Here is an 18,561-nt window from a genome sequence, read left to right on the forward strand (position 1 = left end):
GATGTCGCTTATGCAACAGCAGAAACAGCGGTTGGCTTGAGTCAATTTGTCTGGGGTGCAGGTTTTCCTCCCCCCTTATTTAGAGATGTCTTTAGCGTTAGAAATCAGCGATTATTAAAAGAAAAACACCTAAAACTACAAGTAGAACGTGATGGTATGATATTTGATGCTATTTGGTTTAATCACACAGAAAGTGTTGATAATACCGTAGAATTAGTCTATGAGTTTGTCCCTAATTACTGGAATGGAAATGTCTATACTCAATTAATGGTTAGACATGCTATGTAAAAAATGATGAAAAAATTAATTTTATTCAGCTTTATCCTTCTTTTGCAGGCTTGCCATATGGTAGACCCCAATGCGTCTGTTGATGGCGTAGTCGGTACAGTTGGTGGTGCTTTTGGCAATATTAATCAGCCTAAATAATTAGTTAAATCCCCGTATTTTGAGCAAGCAACAAGAAATTTTTCTATGTGATAGATGTTTCTTGTTTTCGTCGTCTTGTTCTTTATTCATGCCCTTTATTCATTTTCTCAAGCAAATTCAATGATTAGCTGTTCAGACTGTATCTAATTAGTCTAAATAAGGTAAAATAATCAGCTTAATCTTTAAAATTATCACTGGAATTTACATGGAAGTTGAACGTCAGAATCAGCTAGCCGACACTTTAGCTGACTATGCAGAGCGTGAAAAAGCCCTTAGGGGGTATCTTTGACTTTGATACGAAGTCAGAGCGCCTACAAGTGGTTAATCTAGAAATGGAAGACCCTACAATTTGGGAAAATCCTGAAAAAGCACAAGAACTCGGTCGAGAAAAAAAGAACCTAGAAAATATTGTCCTTGTTCTAACTGAGCTTCAACAATCCATTAAAGATAGTCAAGATCTATTCGAACTCGCCAGTAGTGACAATGATGATGAAACACTTTTAGCCATTGAAGAAGATGCTAAAAAATATGGCGAAATTATTGAAGGTTTTGAATTCAGACGTATGTTCAACAATCCGGCTGACCCGATGAATTGCTTTATCGATATTCAGGCAGGAGCTGGTGGTACTGAAGCGCAAGACTGGGCTTCTATGTTATTACGCCAATATTTACGCTATTGCGAACGCAAAGGATTTAAAACTGAAGTACTAGAAGAATCTGACGGTGATGTTGCTGGTATTAAATCAGCCACCATTAAAGTTGAAGGTGAATATGCGTTTGGCTTTTTAAGAACAGAAAGTGGTGTTCATCGCCTTGTTCGCAAAAGCCCTTTTGACTCAGCTAATGGTCGACACACTTCATTCGCTAGTTTATATGTTTATCCAGAAATTGACGATTCTATTGAGATTGACATCAATCCCGCTGATTTACGTATTGACACTTATCGTGCTAGTGGTGCTGGTGGTCAACATATTAATAAAACGGACTCTGCTGTTCGCATTACCCACCAACCAACAGGTATTGTCGTGCAATGCCAAAACGACCGTTCTCAGCATCGTAATAAAGCAGAGGCTATGTCTATGCTTCGTTCAAAACTTTATGAGTTAGAGATGCGCAAACGTATGGCTGACCAACAAAAACTGGAAGATGCAAAAACAGATGTAGGTTGGGGACATCAGATTCGCTCTTATGTCTTGGATCAAAGTCGCATCAAAGATTTACGTACCAATGTTGAAATTTCAAATACTCAAAAAGTACTTGACGGTGACTTGGATTTATTTATTGAAGCTAGTTTAAAACAAGGAATCTAATGACTATTGCCATTGTCACAGGTGCATCCAGAGGATTGGGACTTGCTCTAGCAGAAAAGTTAGCTAAGGAATGCAAGGTTTTAATCACTATTGCTCGCCAAGATGAGATTGAAACGATTTCCTCTTTTGCCAAGCAATTCGGCTGTCAGCATATTCATTTCTCGGCAAATTTGAGCGATATGGAACAAGTAAGCTGTATTGCCCGTCAAATTGATTCATATTTAAATCAATCTTTTGATAATTACTTATTAATTAATAATGCTGGCGAGCTAGGTCCTATCAAGCAATTTAATGGGCTGACATCTGACAAAGCACAAGAAATTGCGCATACATTTAATCTAAATATTGCTTCCGTTATCACACTAACTAGTGTGTTCCTTACTGCTTGTCAACAACATTCTGGTGCTAACATCCAAGTGATCAACATCTCCTCAGGAGCAGCGCGTTCAGCCTACCCTGGATGGGCTGTTTACTGTGCAAGCAAAGCCGCCTTAGACCGTTATAGTGAAGTGGCTCAACTAGAAGCTCCTTTTGCAAAAATTGTATCGTTAGCTCCTGGTGTTTTAGATACAGGTATGCAAGCTAATATTCGTAATTCCACCGTAGACGACTTTCCTAATCTACAACGATTTAAAGATTTACATACAAACCAAGCACTTAGTGCTCCTTATGAAGTAGCAGATAAAATTTTAAAATATCGTTTAAGTGATGATTTTGCTACTCAAACCCTTGCAGATATTCGTTTAATTAAAGACTAATCATGACAGAACAAACTCAAACCCCTGAATTCGACGAAAACCGATTAATTGCTGAACGACGCGCAAAGTTAGATAAGATCCGCCAAGAAAAAGGTGTAGCGTTCCCCAATAGTTTTCGTCCAGAAAATACAGCTCAAGCTTTACATCAAGCCTATGACTCATTAGAAAAGGCTGAATTAGACCCTAAAGAAATTCCTGCTTGTGTCGCTGGTCGTATGATGTTAAAGCGTGTCATGGGTAAGGCAAGTTTTGCCACTTTACAAGACTCAACAGGTAGAATTCAGGTCTACTTAGACAAAGCTCATATTGGCGAGGACGTCTACGAGGCATTTAAAACCTGGGATATTGGTGATATTTTAGGTGTAAAAGGTCGTGTGTTTAAAACCAATAAAGGTGAGCTATCTATTCATGCTCAATCTGTTGAATTAATTAGCAAATCGCTACGCCCTCTTCCTGATAAATTCCATGGTATTGCTGACCAAGAATTGCGTTACCGTCAACGCTATGTTGATCTTATCATGACAGAGCAAACACGTGAGACCTTTAAAAAACGTAGTTTTGCCATGAATGCAATTCGTGGTTTAATGACAGAAGCTGGTTTCCTAGAAGTCGAAACCCCTATGCTACACCCTATTCCAGGAGGAGCCTCTGCCAAGCCATTCATTACCCATCACAATGCATTGGGTATGGATATGTTCTTAAGAATTGCGCCTGAACTTTACTTAAAACGTTTAGTCGTTGGTGGCTTTGAACGTGTATTCGAGATTAATCGCAACTTCCGTAATGAAGGTGTGAGTCCTAGACATAATCCAGAATTTACGATGATGGAATTTTATGCAGCCTATACCGACTACAACTGGATGATGGATTTCACGGAAAAAATTATTCGTGAGACAACTCGTAAAACATTAGGCACAGCAAAAATTACTCATCAAGGACGAGAATTAGACTTAGAGTCACCATTCGAACGTTTAACAATGGTTCAAGCCGTACTAAAATATGCCCCTCAATACCAAGAAGCACAACTTAGTGATAGTGATTTCTTGCGTAGTGAGTTGAAAAAATTAGGGGCGGATATGAATGATCCTGCCATTAAAAACGCAGGTCTTGGTGGTCTACAATTAGCTTTCTTTGAAGAAACAGCAGAAAGCCAATTATGGAATCCTACCTTTATCATTGACTATCCTGTTGAAGTATCTCCACTCGCACGTGCTTCAGATACAAAAGAAGGTATCACTGAACGTTTTGAATTATTTATCACTGGCCGTGAAATTGCCAATGGCTTCTCTGAGTTAAATGACCCTGAAGACCAAGCAGAACGCTTTATGGCTCAAGTTCGTGCTAAAGATGCCGGTGACGAAGAAGCAATGTACTATGATGCTGACTATATTCGTGCACTTGAGTACGGTATGCCTCCTGCTGGTGGTTGTGGTATCGGTATTGATCGCTTAATGATGTTAATTACGGATAGCGCTAGCATTCGTGATGTATTACTCTTCCCTCACTTACGCAAGGAAGATTAATTGAGGATTAAAGAAATTTAATTCAATACGGTACTATAAGGGCTTATATGTTAAGCCCTTCATTATTTCTACTTAAAATTTTTAACAATAAACTGTTTACCCTATTTACTTAGGACGATTAATATGACGCTCGGAATTATTGCGGCTTTACCTGAAGAAATTGCTGACTTACTTGATCAAATGAAAGAGCATATGGTGAAACATACCATTGGACGACGCGATTTTTATGAAGGTAATCTCTATGGACAGCATTGCATTATTGTTCTAGCTAGAGTAGGAAAAGTAGCGGCTAGTGCCACTTGCGTTACGTTAATCCAATCTTTCAATGTTAAACGAATTATTTTTACTGGTTTAGCTGGGAGCATAGCACCCAATGTGAATATAGGTGATATTGTTATTGGTACCTCATTTTGTCAGCATGATTTAGACGCATATCCTTTTTTCCCTCGCTACGAAGTGCCTTTATTAGGCAAGACATTTTTTGAAAGTGATGTACAGTTAAATCACGCCTTACTACACTCAGCACATGAATTCTTAGATCCAAGTATCAACGATAATATCCATGAGATCATTTCTCGTGATGCTTTCAAAACATTCTCTTTAGATAACCTACGCATTCATCAAGGACTTATTCTTAGTGGTGATCAATTTGTTGGACATAGAATAACTGCTGCTGACCTTATTTCCGTCTTTCCTGAAGGACTCTGTACTGAAATGGAAGGCGCAGCTGTTGCACAAGTCTGCTATGAATACGACATACCTTTTACCGTAATGCGTATTATTTCTGATAAAGCAGATCACACCGCTCATACAGATTTCAAACGTTTTTTAACAGAAGTAGCTCGCTTTATTTCTTCTCAGATTCTAATTAAATTTTTGCAAAATCTACAAAATAAAGTATAATAGACAGCTTACCTCCTATAGCTCAGTTGGTTAGAGCAGAGGACTCATAATCCTTTGGTCGCTGGTTCAAGTCCAGCTGGGAGGACCAATTTTTTAGTAAAATCAATAAGTTAGATTTTTAAAAACTAGCTTATTGATAAAAATTGGTTATAGTAGATAGTTAAATTATCTTCCCTAGCCCACTCCCCGAGTGGGTTTTGTTTTTTTAAGCCAACTCCATCACTAAATCAGGATGCTTCTCCAACAGCTGAATGAGTTTTAAGGCAGCACCACTTGGGTTTCGTTGCCCTTGCTCCCACGATTTTAAAGTATTAACAGAAATTCCTAAGCGTTTCGCAAACTTACTTTGTGATAAGCCCACTTTATGACGAGTCTGGACAATAGGGGACACCTCAACCTCTGTTTTACGAGCAAAGCGTCCACTCTTAGCCTCTAATAAGGCTTGACGTAGACTCTCTTGATGTTTTTTCATCTCTGGATCATCTCTGACCACCGCTTGCAACATCGCCTCAATATCCCAGTCTTTTGTCGCTTCTTTAATTTGTTTCTTAAGCATTTTTACGCTCCGAAAGTAACTTTAAATCTTTTTTTGATAGGTTTTCTTGTTCATTTTTTACATAAACATCTAAAACCAAAATAAAACCATCATCAAATACGTTGAAATAGATAACCCTAGCCCCTCCTCTTTTTCCTCTTCCAGGGGTTTGCCATCGGATTTTACGTAAGCCTTGAGCCCCCTTGATTACATCACCCATTAGAGGATTTTGAGAAAGATAAGTAAAAAACTCTAAACGCTCTTCTTCAGTCCAGATTTTTCCTACCTTACCTTTAAAGATTTCACTCTCAACAATGGTGTACATTTTTCCATCCTTTTTATAATACATTGCATTATAACACAAAATAAGTTTTATTTTGTCGAATTGATAATTACCCTACCAACCACTGATCCCCAAAAACGATAGGCAATAGAAAAACACTTAATAGTGCTTTTTCTACTTAATACATATAGCGAATGATCAATAGTAATGCTTACCATCTCGCTTATGCTCGTAATGGCACCTTTTACTATCTATTCTGCCTATGTGCTTGCACTGGCATATAATACTAAATGCTAAACATTACCAAAGAAACTACCAAAATAATAGCCCCTTGCATGGATAAAACATTGCTGGATTAGTTTAAGTAATTAAGCGTTGCTAACAAGAAGAACATTACGCCCTATAGCAAATATTTAGGATATTTATGTCCTGTGATACACGCCCGTATTAAATAATTGCGTATACTAATTCAACATTCCTGTAAATAATAAACTTTGTCTAGATAAAGTCTAATGATGAAAATAAAATTGCATCCTAATCTACCACTTGCACCAAGATGTATTTATCCAAAATGCACTGATGCTGACTCACCTTATTTAGGCAAAGAAGCCGAGGATATCTACCTGCATTTTATGAGATACGGCTATATTCCTGACTATGCCGATGGTATATCAGGTCTATTCTACGATGAAGAAAATAATTGTCTTTTGCACTACCACGTAAGTAGTAAAACTAACAAAATTTATATTGATTTTTTTTGATCAAGAGATTAGTGAAGCAACATGGTTTAATAGCCAAGTTATTGATTTTAATAATTAAAAAGACACTATTTATTTTACCAAAATACTATGCTAGAATAGCTGACTTAGTCGGGGCGTAGCGCAGCCTGGTAGCGCACTTGCATGGGGTGCAAGGGGTCGCGAGTTCGAATCCCGCCGCTCCGACCAACAAATTCAAGGACTTATGTTCAGCGTACTGATTTAAATATTGATATTTAGTGTATAAAAAACACTTCTTCCCCCACTCTCTGACTTCTTCAAAATCCCTTTATCTAGCAAATCTGTGATATCACGCAATGCCGTATCACGAGAACAGCCTGTCATTGTTACCCATTTACGGTTATTCAGTTGCCCGTCAAAACCATCAAGCAAACGATTTAATACTTTTATTTGACGCTCATTTAGAGAAACAGCACGCCATTGTTGCCAAGATTTGGCTTTGAATAATACGTCATTCAACTGTAGTTGTGCTGCCTGCATGGCTGAGATTAGGCTTTGTAAGAACCATATTAGCCACTCAGTAATATCATTATTGCCTTTTTGTGTTTGTTCTAATATAAAGTAATATTCATTTCGTGTTTTTTGAATTTGAGCAGACAAGCTGTAAAAACGTTGTGCTGTACCATCTGCTCGCGTGAGCAATAAATCGCCTAATGCTCGGGCAATTCTGCCATTGCCATCTTCAAAGGGGTGTAAGGTCAAAAACCATAGGTGAGCAATCGCTGCTTTAATAAATTTATCATGTTGCGTATTGTGATTAATCCAATCTAGAAATTCAACCATTTCAGACGATAAATTTTCAGCTGGTGGTGCCTGATAATGGATTTTTTCTTTACCATACGCACCTGAAATCACTTGCATAGCACCATGTGAATCATCACGATACTGGGCGACGGCTATCTTACTCAAACCGCTATATCCTGTCGGAAATAATGCCGCATGCCATGAGAATAGGCGTTCATCCGTGACGGATTGTCTAAAATGTATAGTAGCGTCTAGCATCATTTCAACGACGCCTTCAACGTATCGTTCTACAGGGCTTAATGCACCAATATCCATACCAAGTTTTCTAGCAATAGAGGAACGCACTGATTGAACGCTCAATTTTTCACCTTCAATTTCGCTACTTTTAACTACATCTTGTGTGAGTATCGTTAAACTGGCTTGCTGGCGTAAATCCCAGCCTAATTCTTGCATTCGCCCTAACAACAAACCTTGCTGGTGATAAACCTGATTGAGCAAGTCGATTAATTCATGGCGCTGATATTGCCATGTTTTCCAATTATCTTGCTGCCATATATAAAGGGTTTTAGACGCCATCAGTCAAATTCCTTATTTATTTGCCTTATAATTTAAGGTAAATAATAACATTATTTGCTGAAATTTTCAGGTAGCATAAAGAGAATTTTCGAATTCCACTGCTTCCACCATTAATACCATTAATTGCTGTGAAGACTATACCAGACTAACCTAACACTATTCCCCTACTCAACCGTGAACTGCACCCCATAAGTTGGATACTACTTATAGAGGTAGTTCAATGGGAATCAGTTCACCGAGTAGGTTTTATTTTAACTAAACAGTTTTTGATGCTTGTTATCAAATTAACGCCATATAAACCGTCATCACTTCTCTTTTCAAAAAACTTCGGGTTAAAATATACCTTTATAGGTAGGAAAAAAAATGGCTGACTTAAGCAAAATCACATGTATCGAAGACTTACGCAAAATTGCAAAATTCAAAGTCCCTAAAATGTTTTATGATTATGCTGATTGTGGTTCCTATACAGAATCCACTTATCAAGCCAATGAATCGGATTTGCAAAAAATCAAATTCCGTCAAAAAGTCGCTGTCAATATTGAAAATCGCTCCACCAAAACAACCATGCTTGGTGAGTCTGTTTCTATGCCTGTCGCTCTCGCGCCTACTGGTATTGCGGGTATGCAACGTGCTGACGGTGAAATTTTAGCGGCAAAAGCGGCTGAACATTTTGGTGTACCATTCACATTATCTACCATGAGTTGTTGCTCTATTGAGGATGTGGCAAGCCATACTTCTCGTCCATTTTGGTTCCAGCTATACATGATGAAAGATCGTGATTTTATGGCTGACTTAATTAAACGCGCTCGAGAGGCTAGATGCTCTGCGCTCATGGTAACGCTAGATTTACAAGTCTTAGGGCAACGTCATTTAGATATTAAAAATGGACTTTCTACGCCCCCTAAACCTACACTTAAAAACCTGCTAAATTTGGCCCTGAAACCCGAATGGTGCTGGCATATGTTGCAAACAAAGCGCCGTAGTTTTGGCAATATTGTAGGTCATGTCAAAGATGCCGATGATATGAAAATTCTAGCGATGTGGACAGCAGAACAATTTGATGCTACCTTAAATTGGAATGATTTAGCTTGGATTAAAGAGCAATGGGGTGGCAAAATTATCCTTAAAGGTATTATGGATGCCTCTGATGCAGAAATGGCGGTGAAATGTGGTGCTGATGCTATTGTTGTATCCAATCACGGTGGACGTCAATTAGACGGTGCTCCTTCTACTATTCATGCCTTACCTGATATTGTAGAAGCTGTTAATCGTTTAAACAGTTCGATGGAAGTTTGGATGGATGGCGGTATTCGTGGTGGGCAAGATGTGTTACGTGCTTATGCCCTAGGTGCTAAGGGGACGTTAATTGGTCGCTCTTTCCTCTATGGGTTAGGCGCTTATGGTCAAGAAGGTGTTTATAAAGCACTTGATATTATTCAAAAAGAGTTAGATGTCTCAATGGCTTTCTGCGGTCATACAGATATTAACAATGTGACTAAAGATATTTTAGTCACCCCTAAAGCCTAAAGCTATCCACCCTCTCACTTAGCACAGCTATCCTATTTTGCTATTGTGAATTGGGATTAAGCCTCTACGAGGTTAAATGCTCAGCGTTAATGCTAATGCGTTAGTCTATCGACACGCAAACGGTCTGTCATACATTCATGTATACAGACCATTTTTTATACCAATGTTAACGATAAATTATCTCTTGCGACTTGTACATTGTCAGGTAACGCACAAGAGTTTTGCATAAGATAAGTATCAACCTTATGATCAATGTGGGTAAGATAAGAGTTTGTTGCCTCAATAGTATTTAAGCATTCTAATGCTAGTGTTAAATCATTATGGTTTTTAGGGTTAGCTATTGGTGGATAAGAACAATCAATAACCGCATAGTCTAACGATACTGACCTCAAAAATTGTGTTACCTCTTCACTCAAGCCTTTCGTATCAGTCAAATAAGCTAGATTAGTTCCTTGTGTCGTTGATACCAGATAACCATAAGTTAGCTTAGAATGCTCCATCCGTAATGCCGTCATATAAAAGCCGGAAAATGCTTTAGTCTCAAAGGCTTCAAAAGTAGGGCTAAAATCTAAAATACCTGGATGTTTATATAAATCAGCTAAACCATCTGGATCAGCGGGACCATACACAGGGATGGTTAAATCCTTGCCCCAACGTAAATGTAATAATCCTTGCGCATGATCCGCATGATAATGTGTTTGAAAAATACCTTTTAATTTATCTGGTGCAAAACGTTCTGTTAAGTCTGTTAAACCACTATCAAGCAACCACTTACCGTCAGGCATTTCTATTAACGCACTACAAGGGCGACGTTTATACTCAGGCTGTAAACGCGCCCTTTCGCATGCGATACATTGACAGTTATAGACAGGCACTAAAGAAGAGCTTCCTGTACCCAAAAAGGTAAATATCATGATTGAATTAGCTGTAAAAATTGTTGAATAGTCTCTGATAATGTACCAGAATTATCCAACAATTTTACATCAGCTCCTTGTTGCTGCAATCGGCTATATAAGGATTCGTCAATCTCATGATTGCGTCTGATTCTCTGTTCGATCTGTTGTTGACTTTCTCGACACGTGTTTGCAGTCTATGCCGTAGTACATCTAGTGATGCAATAACATTAATGACCAACACATTGGGATACCGTTGCAATACCTCTGGGCTGTATTGACGCGAACCATTTACAATCACTGTTTTTCCTTGTGATAACAAATCATCAAGTTCTTTGTCAATACCGTAATATAAGCCATGAGCCTGCCAACATAAGGCAAAATTACCCTGCTCTTTTTTATCCAGAAAATCGGCTTCGGTTAGGTAAAATGCACTTTCCGCACTTGTTTGATCTTGACGCGTTATCCACCTTTTCATGATATGAAAACGGTCATCTAAACTAGTGCGAATACCATTGAGCAAACTATCTTTACCAACACCAGAAGCTCCCATCAGATAAACCAAACGCCCTGGCATTAGAATACCCTATTACCTTTCTTATACACTTCTTTGACAATAAACTGGCTTTGACTACGACGGATTCGCATAATATCCGCCAATAGCCCTATCGCAATTTGTCCTCTATCCGGCAAGTTAGCTGCTCGAGCAGGTGCACCAGCAACCATATCCACTGCCTTGGGTAATGATACACCAATATCTGCATCCATTAAAATACGCACTGCCTGCAATAAACTCGCTGGATAGTAATCACTAGATAAAATATCTAAAATACCTTTTTTGGCCAAATCAATCGCCGCAATATTGCCTGAATGAGATCCACCACGAACCACATTTGGCGCCCCCATTAAGACCGCTAGACCTAATTTATGGCTTAGTTCTGCTGCCTCATGAGTAGTAGGAAACTCAGCAATTGTCATACCACATTCAGCAGACTCTTTTACATGCTCTTCTGTTGCATCATCATGGCTTGCCAACGATAAATTTCTAGCACGACATAATTCCACTATTTGCTTTCTAAAAGGATCGCTATATAGCTCTGCACAACGAGTTTGCTTTTCGATAAAGGCATCCATTGCCTCATCGCTTAAATGATATTTACCTTGGTAATACTCACGATATTTTTCGATTTTGACGAACTGACGTTGCCCCGGTGTATGATCCATGATAGACACAAGATGAACGCGTTTGTAATCGACCAATTCTTTAAAAATATCTAATGTTTTTTCGTGACTAACTTCACATCTCAAATGTAAGAAGTGATCTGCTCTGGTATGTCCATAATCACTCTCATGTTCAATGGCTTCGAGCATTCTTGGAAGCTGGGCTAAACGCATTCCTTTAGGATTCACATCACCGATTGAGAGCGCATCAAACACAGTGGTAATACCTGCCCCAACGATTTGTGCATCATGGGCAAGCACAGCATTGTGTGACGGCCAATCCACACCGGGTCTGGGATTCATATAACGCTCTAAGTTATCTGTATGTAATTCAATAAATCCTGGCATTAGATAATCTTGTTCCCAATCTACTGCCTGTGGTAATGATGAATTTCCCTGTTGAATTTCTTTGATAAGACCATTTTCAACAACAACAGACCCATGAATGACTTCGTCTGCTAAAACGATGTGTGCATTCTTAATCAACATATTAGACGACATCTTCATACTCCTGAGTTAGCATATTATAATAACGTGTTGCAACGGTTTCTCTGGCTTGCTTATCGTGAAAAATACCCACAATAGCCGTACCCTCTTTTTTCACTTCATCAATCATTTCTAAAACCACGGCTCTATTCATTTCATCCAAAGAGGCTGTAGGTTCATCCAATAGCAACACAGGCCAATGAACCATAAATCCTCTAGCAATATTCACGCGCTGTTGCTCTCCCCCAGAGAATGTATTTGGTGCCAAATGCCACAATCGTTCTGGAATATTTAATCGAGAGAGTAAAGCACGGGCTTTACTGTCTGCCTCTTGCTCTGAATGTCCTCTCGCCAACGCAGGCTCTTTCACTACATCCAAACAAGTTACCCTAGGAATCACACGTAAAAACTGACTTACATAACCTAAAGTAGTCCGTCTTACTGCCAATACTTGATGTGGGTCTGTACCTACCATTTCACAAAAATCACCGTTATGACGAATACGTATCGATCCTCCTGCGGGTAAATAATTACCATATAAGGTTCTCAATAAAGTAGATTTACCTACCCCTGACGGTCCATGTAACACAAGACATTCACCTTGGTTTACCTCGAATCCTGTATTCGCAAGAACAGACAATACAACACCTTGTTGCTGATGCAGCGTGAAAGTTTTTGATAACTGTTTAACATCTAACATTAATGTCATTTTTCTTTGCTCCTTAGACATTAAGGCTGTAACACCGAAGACACCAATAATTGGCTATACGGGTGCTGAGGATCATCCAATATTTGATCGGTTAATCCCGTTTCCACTATACGTGAACGTCTCATAACCACCAAACGATCCGCTAATAAGCGCGCTACCGCTAGGTCATGCGTCACGATAATAACTGACAAGCCTAGATCCCTTACCAACATCCGCATTAAATCAAGAAGCTTTGCTTGCACTGATACATCTAACCCGGCGGTTGGTTCGTCCATAAACACGAGTCTAGGTTTGGAAACTAGGTTACGGGCAATTTGTAAGCGTTGCTGCATCCCACCAGAAAAAGTGCTAGGCAAATCATCAATACGTTTAGTATCTAACTCTACTTGTGTCATCCAATGCAATGCTGCTTTACGTAACTCTGTATAATGCCGTTCGCCTTGTGCCATCAAGCGTTCACCAATATTGGCGCCTGCTGACACTCCAATACGCAAACCATCACGAGGATTTTGTTCAACAAATCCCCACTCTGTTCTGAGTAAGGTCCGTCGTTGCGCCTCTGTAGAAGCGTATAAATCTGTCCGTTCATTTTTTGCATTAAGATACGTAATAGAGCCAGAATCAGGTGAGCGTCTACCTGACAACACACTTAATAAGGTTGATTTTCCTGAACCTGATTCTCCAACAATTCCTAACACTTCACCCGGATATAAATCAAAACTAATCTCTTGACATCCTTTTTCTGGTCCAAACAAATGAGTGACATTCGTCACCTGCAATAATGGTTGTGAGCAAATACTAGCCATGACTATTTATCCTCCTGCTGTTCTACACTTTTTTTAGCTACTTGTTCGGCACAATAATCAGTATCAGAACACACATAACTACGCCCACCTTGGTCATCGGTAATCAGTTCATCTAGGAAAGAATGACGAGAACCACAAATATCACATGCATGATCCCATTGTTGAACAGTAAACGGATGATCCTCAAAATCTAGACTTTGTACCTCAGTAAACGGGGGAACAGCATATAGACGCTTTTCACGACCAGCACCAAAAAGCATTAAGGCAGGACTTTTATCTAGCTTAGGATTATCAAATTTAGGAATGGGTGATGGATCCATCACATAGCGATCATTCACTAGTACGGGATAAGCATAGGCTGTTGCAATATGTCCAAAACGAGCAATATCCTCATACAGTTTTACATGCATCACACCATAATCATTTAATGCATGCATCGTTTTGGTTTCGGTTTCCGATGGTTCAATAAAACGCAAAGGTTCAGGAATTGGCACTTGAAAAACCATAATTTGATCTTCTTTTAACGCCTTTTCAGGAATACGGTGACGTGTTTGAATAATCGTCGCAAGCTCGGTTTTTTCCGTTGTGTTAACACCCGCTGTTCGTTCAAAAAAATGTCGAATAGATACAGCATTGGTCGTATCATCTGCGCCTTGGTCTATTACTTTTAACACATCATCTTGACCTAAAATAGCCGCTGTCACTTGCATACCACCTGTCCCCCACCCATACGGCAAAGGCATTTCACGTCCACCAAAAGGCACTTGATACCCCGGAATAGCCACCGCTTTCAGTAGGCAACGTCTGAGCATACGCTTGGTCTGCTCATCCAAATAAGCAAAGTTATACGCATTATCTATTGGCTTTGTTTGAGTACTAGACATTGTCATCCCCTTGTGTAGCCTTATCTTGTAAAGGTTTACGCATTTTTCTAATCAACTCTAATTCTGATTGGAAATCCACATAGTGAGGCAATTTCAAATGTGACACAAAACCAGCCGCTTCGACATTATCACAATGCATCATCACAAATTCCTCTTGTTGGGCAGGAGAGGTAATTTCCTCTCCATACTCTTTCGCTCTTAGGGCTCTATCAACCAATGCCATACCCATCACTTTACGTTCGTTATAACCAAATGCTAAGCCGTATCCTCTGGTAAACTGAGCAGGCTCTGTTAGCGATCCCACAAACTGATTAATCATTTCGCACTCAGTCACTTCTATATCACCAACAGGTACAGCAAAATCTAATTCTTCTGGCTCAATCCACACTTCCACAAAACCAATACGAATTTCACCGGCAAAAGGATGATTTCGTCCATAGCCTCGCTGTGTTGAATAACCTAGTGCTAATAAAAAGCCCTCATCACCACGTGCTAAGGCTTGCAACCGTTGCGCACGATTTGTCGGAAAATCAACCGGTTCACGCGTAATATCTGCTACTGGTTGGTTAGAAGACTCTTCACTTCTCATCAACCCCTCATCTTCAAGCATTTGTAATACCCTTGGGTACTCAGTATCTTCCACTGTTTTCTTTTCAATGCACACTTGATGATCTTGCTCTGCGGCTAATACAAAATCTAATAATCGGTGTGTATAGTCAAATGTAGGACCTAATACCTGCCCTCCGGGTAAATCCTTATAAGCTGCCGAAATACGTCTTTCCACTTGCATATCACTAGTCTCTAATGGACATGAATGACAAAAGCGACTTAGGGTGGTTCGATAGGCTCTTAATAAAAATATGGCTTCTAGTAAATCACCTGCTGACTGCTTAATCGCCAATGCCGCCAAGGCAGGATCATATAAGGACCCTTCACTCATCACACGCGCAATAGCTAAAGGCATTTGCTGTTGAATTTGCTCGACACTCAACTCAGGATATTGGGTATCACCTCTGCGTTTATGGGCTAAAAGTTTATGTGCATGACTAATTGCCTTTTCACCACCTTTTACTGCCACGTACATAATTACTCTCCTACTTTCTTCATGCTGACTTTCGTGGTTCTAGGAATACCTAACATTGCTTTTGCATCAAACATAAAAAAGTCTAAACCACGTGGAAATTGATTCAATTGCTGTCTAAGCTCCCATAATTGAGCAGACACCTGAGGATTAATTATTTTTTCAGTTTCAATACCAGGTCCTGTCAAGCAATAACTGTCCCCTCCTTGTAAAGAGGTCACTTGCAAAAGTACGGTTGCCCCTTTTTCTGGATCTCTATCTGTTCCTAACCGACATGAGGACAAAAGGTTAATCTCTTGCTCTGTGATAAGTACAAAATCTGCTTGGTCAATATCCGTGACGATTTGACAGCCACAATGAAATGAAAGGTTGTGCTTAATCTGCTCATTATCAAATGGCTTGCCTAGATAGACACGACTATCACTATCACAAAGTGTGAGAATCAACGCAACACCGACACCAGACAATGAGGCTAATGGAGCAACTGAGGCAGCTTGGCAATAAGTCCCCGGCTCTGATAAAGCTTTTAATGCTGCACGGAAAGTTAATTGTGCATCTTGCACCTCATCATTAAAGCCCTTTTGTAAAACTGCTTCTATCATGCTTCACCCCGAATTAATGTAAAGAACTCTACTTTGGAGCCTGCTACCTCAGCAGCACGTTGTTCTCGTTGTGTTTGTTGTGCTTGTGCTAATACATCAATAAGTTGAGCCTTGATGTCAGCATGTTCTTTTCCTTGCAAAAGTGCATCAGCAATAGCAGCTAACTCGGCTTGTTTCTGATGTCGTCCAGCAACATAGCTATAACCTGTGCGTCCATCATTTAATTGCACAACACAACGTGTGACGGTCATTTCACCTAAGTTAAATGCCTGACCCGTCCCGCCCGCTCGTCCTCTGACCATCACCATGCCGCTTTGTGCGGGTCTGATTACTTGATAGGGTTGTTGTGTCAATATATCTTCAAACTGAAGCAACGCTGTTCCTGCTCTTGCTAAAATTTGCATCCATTGCTGACGTTCCGTCAACTGTCTTGTCTTATTCATTCATTATCCCCATTCATCGTGACGTGGTAATTTACTCTATCGGCACGATTAATTGAAAAGGTGAGTTCCATTGGATTACCTAAAATATCTCTTGACACAGTCAGCACCGTTATAATTGGCGTTATTTGTGTCACACCTAACAAACTTGCTTCTAACGTAGTAGGCAATCGAGCACCTATTACGCTGGAATCTCTTTTTAGAAAAATACCTTGTTGCTTTAAAAAATGTCTAATTGAGCCGCCTTTATCAGTATACGCTGAGAATACTTTTTCCAATTCTTGACTATAAATATGCTTCATCAGACTAATCACTTCATCATTAATCCATCGAATGGTTTGGATCTCAATGACGCGTGAGTGTTCATCTAAACCAAGTTGACGTAGTTCATCCTGATGCCCCTCACGAGTCATCCGTTTATGCAATCGACTATCTACGCTGATACCCTTTTGAGCAAATTGTTCACTAAAGGCTTTATTGGTTTTCAAAAAATACATGTAGGGACGGCTTAATACTTGTGTCCCTTTCCCTTGTACACGTAGGACAGCTCCCTCCTGAACCAACACATCTAAGGCTCGACGAATCGTATGACGATTCACTTCAAAGCGCTCTGCCAATACCCACTCACCTGGCAAAAAATCACCTGCTTGATATTGAACTAATTCTGATCGTAGTGTCCCTGCTATAGACTGATAAAGCGGCTGAACTTGTCTAGACAAGTTTTCACCCTTTGAAGATGAACGGTTAAGCTTTTCCATAAATCTCTTGACTCACCAAATGAGAAAACTAGATAAACATTTTACGCAAACGTTGAGAGGTCATATCAATCACTGTAACACTGACAATAATAATCAACAAAATTGCACTTGTTTGAGTGAAATTAAATCCTCTAATGGCTTCCCAAAGCATCACACCAATGCCTCCTGCACCAACCATACCGACAACAGTAGCTGAGCGAACGTTTGACTCAAAGCGATAAAGTGCATATGAAATCCATAATGGCAATACTTGTGGAATAACACCAAAAATAATTTCTTGTAATTTACTCGCACCAGTTACCCGAACCCCCTCGACTGGACCGGGGTCAATGGACTCTACTGCCTCTGCAAACAATTTTGCTAATACGCCTGTCGTTCCTACAAATAAAGCCAGCACCCCAGCAAAAGGACCTAAGCCAACCGCCACGACAAACAACATGGCAAACACCATTTCATTAATAGATCTAAACGCATCCATTAGACGTCGTATTGGCTGATACACCCACCAAGGCACAATATTATTCGATGACATCAAACCAAATGGTATACCTAATAAAATAGCTAATACGGTTCCCCAAATAGCAATCTGTACGGTAATAATCATCTCTCTAAAATACAATTTCCAATCAGAAAAATCTGGTGGAAAAAAGTCTTTAGCAAATGTCAGCATATTGCCTGAATCCTTAATAAGCGTTAAGGGCTTCATCTCAGCTCCTTCACCAAGCCCATGCCAAGACAAAGGCAATCCCCCCCAGACAAATAGCTTAGCTAAGGTAAATGATTTAGGTGCTTGTGGTAATGAAGTTAATGTAGTATCTGACATAGTAATGATATAAATAGAAAAATTCACCGTCATCAAGCACTATTTAGCATAGTGCTTGATGATAAGGCACAGCAATAATCTGTAGAAGTTCAGACTTCATCTGACAGTTCCCCGTTTGACAAGCGGTGTCTGTCAGATTAGATTTAGCTCAGCTTTTTGCTGTTCCAAATCTGTTTACCATCAATCAATGTTTCTATGGGTGTTCGCCCACAGCACATCTTTCCTTGATGAGTTCGTTCATTATTATAGAAATCAAGCCATTCGTCTAGGTCTTTTTGCAAACTATCTAAATCAGCATAGAGTTTTTTGCGGAACGTTACTTGATAAAACTCCTGCAAAATGGTCTTATGGAAGCGCTCGCAAATACCATTGGTTTGAGGTGATCGAGCCTTAGTCTTTGTATGCTCAATTTCATTAATAACTAGATAAAGCTCATAATCATGATGCTCTACCTTACCGCAGAACTCTGTCCTCCTGACCTCTATCGATCAGAT

The 18,561-nt window shown here is 39.7% G+C and carries 20 protein-coding genes, 2 tRNA genes and 2 pseudogenes; 9 read left to right on the forward strand and 15 right to left on the reverse strand.

Going from position 1 to position 18,561, the window contains the following annotated elements; translation table 11 throughout:
- The 7 genes and pseudogenes from V757_RS28625 to V757_RS19025 all read left to right on the forward strand — a co-directional run.
- A pseudogene (locus V757_RS28625) lies at window positions 1–288 on the forward strand (single-stranded-DNA-specific exonuclease RecJ); the annotation flags it as partial.
- Between the two features lie 3 nt (window positions 289–291).
- The gene (locus V757_RS29600; RefSeq protein ID WP_256330876.1) at window positions 292–426 is read left to right on the forward strand and encodes a hypothetical protein; all 135 of its coding nucleotides are present in this window, start codon (window positions 292–294) and stop codon (window positions 424–426) included.
- 205 nt (window positions 427–631) lie between these two features.
- Window positions 632–1,736, forward strand: a protein-coding gene (gene prfB, locus V757_RS19005) for a peptide chain release factor 2 (protein ID WP_143000547.1) whose coding sequence is annotated in 2 segments (ribosomal slippage) — window positions 632–712 and window positions 714–1,736 — 1,104 coding nt in all. Because the reading frame shifts where the segments join, the coding sequence is not laid out codon by codon here.
- Window positions 1,736–2,494, forward strand: coding sequence for an SDR family NAD(P)-dependent oxidoreductase (locus V757_RS19010; protein ID WP_023950109.1), 759 nt, complete (start codon window positions 1,736–1,738; stop codon window positions 2,492–2,494). The genes prfB and V757_RS19010 overlap by 1 nt, the downstream gene beginning before the upstream one ends.
- A 2-nt stretch (window positions 2,495–2,496) precedes the next feature.
- Window positions 2,497–4,017 carry a lysine--tRNA ligase gene (gene lysS / locus V757_RS19015; RefSeq protein WP_023950110.1) on the forward strand — a complete coding sequence of 507 codons (1,521 nt, stop codon included), beginning with the start codon at window positions 2,497–2,499 and terminating at the stop codon, window positions 4,015–4,017.
- Between the two features lie 123 nt (window positions 4,018–4,140).
- Window positions 4,141–4,920: a 5'-methylthioadenosine/adenosylhomocysteine nucleosidase gene (locus tag V757_RS19020; protein WP_023950111.1), complete on the forward strand. Its 780-nt coding sequence runs from the start codon at window positions 4,141–4,143 to the stop codon at window positions 4,918–4,920.
- A gap of 11 nt (window positions 4,921–4,931) precedes the next feature.
- A tRNA-Ile gene (locus tag V757_RS19025) sits at window positions 4,932–5,008 on the forward strand.
- Window positions 5,009–5,125: 117 nt separating this feature from the next.
- On the opposite strand, the gene V757_RS19030 is transcribed toward V757_RS19025, so the two are convergent.
- A complete protein-coding gene (locus tag V757_RS19030; protein WP_023950112.1) occupies window positions 5,126–5,476 on the reverse strand; it encodes a helix-turn-helix domain-containing protein in 351 nt (116 codons plus the stop codon).
- On the reverse strand, window positions 5,469–5,804 hold the full coding sequence (locus tag V757_RS19035) for a hypothetical protein (RefSeq protein ID WP_315970372.1): 336 nt from the start codon (window positions 5,802–5,804) through the stop codon (window positions 5,469–5,471). Before V757_RS19035 ends, V757_RS19030 begins: the two co-directional genes overlap by 8 nt.
- An 804-nt stretch (window positions 5,805–6,608) precedes the next feature.
- Between V757_RS19035 and V757_RS19045 the strand changes: the two genes are divergently transcribed.
- Window positions 6,609–6,685: transfer RNA gene (locus V757_RS19045), tRNA-Pro, on the forward strand.
- Between the two features lie 33 nt (window positions 6,686–6,718).
- Here the strand turns inward: V757_RS19045 and V757_RS19050 are convergent.
- Complete coding sequence (locus tag V757_RS19050; protein WP_023950115.1) at window positions 6,719–7,837, reverse strand: Fic family protein; 1,119 nt, start codon at window positions 7,835–7,837, stop codon at window positions 6,719–6,721.
- 363 nt (window positions 7,838–8,200) lie between these two features.
- On the opposite strand from V757_RS19050, the gene V757_RS19055 reads away from it, so the two are divergent.
- Window positions 8,201–9,364, forward strand: a complete 1,164-nt coding sequence (locus V757_RS19055; RefSeq protein ID WP_023950116.1) for an alpha-hydroxy acid oxidase — start codon at window positions 8,201–8,203, stop codon at window positions 9,362–9,364.
- Between the two features lie 155 nt (window positions 9,365–9,519).
- On the opposite strand, the gene phnP is transcribed toward V757_RS19055, so the two are convergent.
- The 12 genes and pseudogenes from phnP to V757_RS27920 form a co-directional block, all read right to left on the reverse strand.
- Window positions 9,520–10,278 (reverse strand): phosphonate metabolism protein PhnP, encoded by a 759-nt coding sequence (gene phnP / locus V757_RS19060; RefSeq protein WP_023950117.1) that lies wholly within the window; start codon window positions 10,276–10,278, stop codon window positions 9,520–9,522.
- Window positions 10,279–10,342: 64 nt separating this feature from the next.
- Window positions 10,343–10,834: a hypothetical protein gene (locus tag V757_RS19065; RefSeq protein ID WP_052019262.1), complete on the reverse strand. Its 492-nt coding sequence runs from the start codon at window positions 10,832–10,834 to the stop codon at window positions 10,343–10,345.
- Window positions 10,834–11,979, reverse strand: a complete 1,146-nt coding sequence (locus tag V757_RS19070; protein ID WP_023950118.1) for an alpha-D-ribose 1-methylphosphonate 5-triphosphate diphosphatase — start codon at window positions 11,977–11,979, stop codon at window positions 10,834–10,836. Before V757_RS19070 ends, V757_RS19065 begins: the two co-directional genes overlap by 1 nt.
- Window positions 11,969–12,673 (reverse strand): phosphonate C-P lyase system protein PhnL, encoded by a 705-nt coding sequence (gene phnL, locus V757_RS19075; RefSeq protein WP_023950119.1) that lies wholly within the window; start codon window positions 12,671–12,673, stop codon window positions 11,969–11,971. The genes V757_RS19070 and phnL overlap by 11 nt, the downstream gene beginning before the upstream one ends.
- A 20-nt stretch (window positions 12,674–12,693) precedes the next feature.
- A complete protein-coding gene (gene phnK, locus V757_RS19080) occupies window positions 12,694–13,479 on the reverse strand; it encodes a phosphonate C-P lyase system protein PhnK (protein WP_023950120.1) in 786 nt (261 codons plus the stop codon).
- A 2-nt stretch (window positions 13,480–13,481) separates the two neighbouring features.
- A complete protein-coding gene (locus V757_RS19085; RefSeq protein WP_023950121.1) occupies window positions 13,482–14,363 on the reverse strand; it encodes an alpha-D-ribose 1-methylphosphonate 5-phosphate C-P-lyase PhnJ in 882 nt (293 codons plus the stop codon).
- Complete coding sequence (locus tag V757_RS19090; protein ID WP_023950122.1) at window positions 14,356–15,447, reverse strand: carbon-phosphorus lyase complex subunit; 1,092 nt, start codon at window positions 15,445–15,447, stop codon at window positions 14,356–14,358. The genes V757_RS19085 and V757_RS19090 overlap by 8 nt, the downstream gene beginning before the upstream one ends.
- Before the next feature lie 2 nt (window positions 15,448–15,449).
- Window positions 15,450–16,046, reverse strand: a complete 597-nt coding sequence (phnH, locus tag V757_RS19095) for a phosphonate C-P lyase system protein PhnH (RefSeq protein ID WP_023950123.1) — start codon at window positions 16,044–16,046, stop codon at window positions 15,450–15,452.
- Window positions 16,043–16,489, reverse strand: a complete 447-nt coding sequence (gene phnG / locus V757_RS19100) for a phosphonate C-P lyase system protein PhnG (protein ID WP_023950124.1) — start codon at window positions 16,487–16,489, stop codon at window positions 16,043–16,045. Before phnG ends, phnH begins: the two co-directional genes overlap by 4 nt.
- Window positions 16,486–17,244 (reverse strand): GntR family transcriptional regulator, encoded by a 759-nt coding sequence (locus V757_RS19105; RefSeq protein ID WP_023950125.1) that lies wholly within the window; start codon window positions 17,242–17,244, stop codon window positions 16,486–16,488. The genes phnG and V757_RS19105 overlap by 4 nt, the downstream gene beginning before the upstream one ends.
- Before the next feature lie 28 nt (window positions 17,245–17,272).
- A complete protein-coding gene (gene phnE, locus V757_RS19110; RefSeq protein ID WP_031274297.1) occupies window positions 17,273–18,067 on the reverse strand; it encodes a phosphonate ABC transporter, permease protein PhnE in 795 nt (264 codons plus the stop codon).
- A 143-nt stretch (window positions 18,068–18,210) separates the two neighbouring features.
- A pseudogene (locus V757_RS27920) lies at window positions 18,211–18,543 on the reverse strand (integrase core domain-containing protein); the annotation flags it as partial.
- Window positions 18,544–18,561 lie beyond the last annotated feature (18 nt).

This window comes from Pelistega indica (assembly GCF_000506865.1).
GTDB lineage: Bacteria > Pseudomonadota > Gammaproteobacteria > Burkholderiales > Burkholderiaceae_B > Taylorella > Taylorella indica.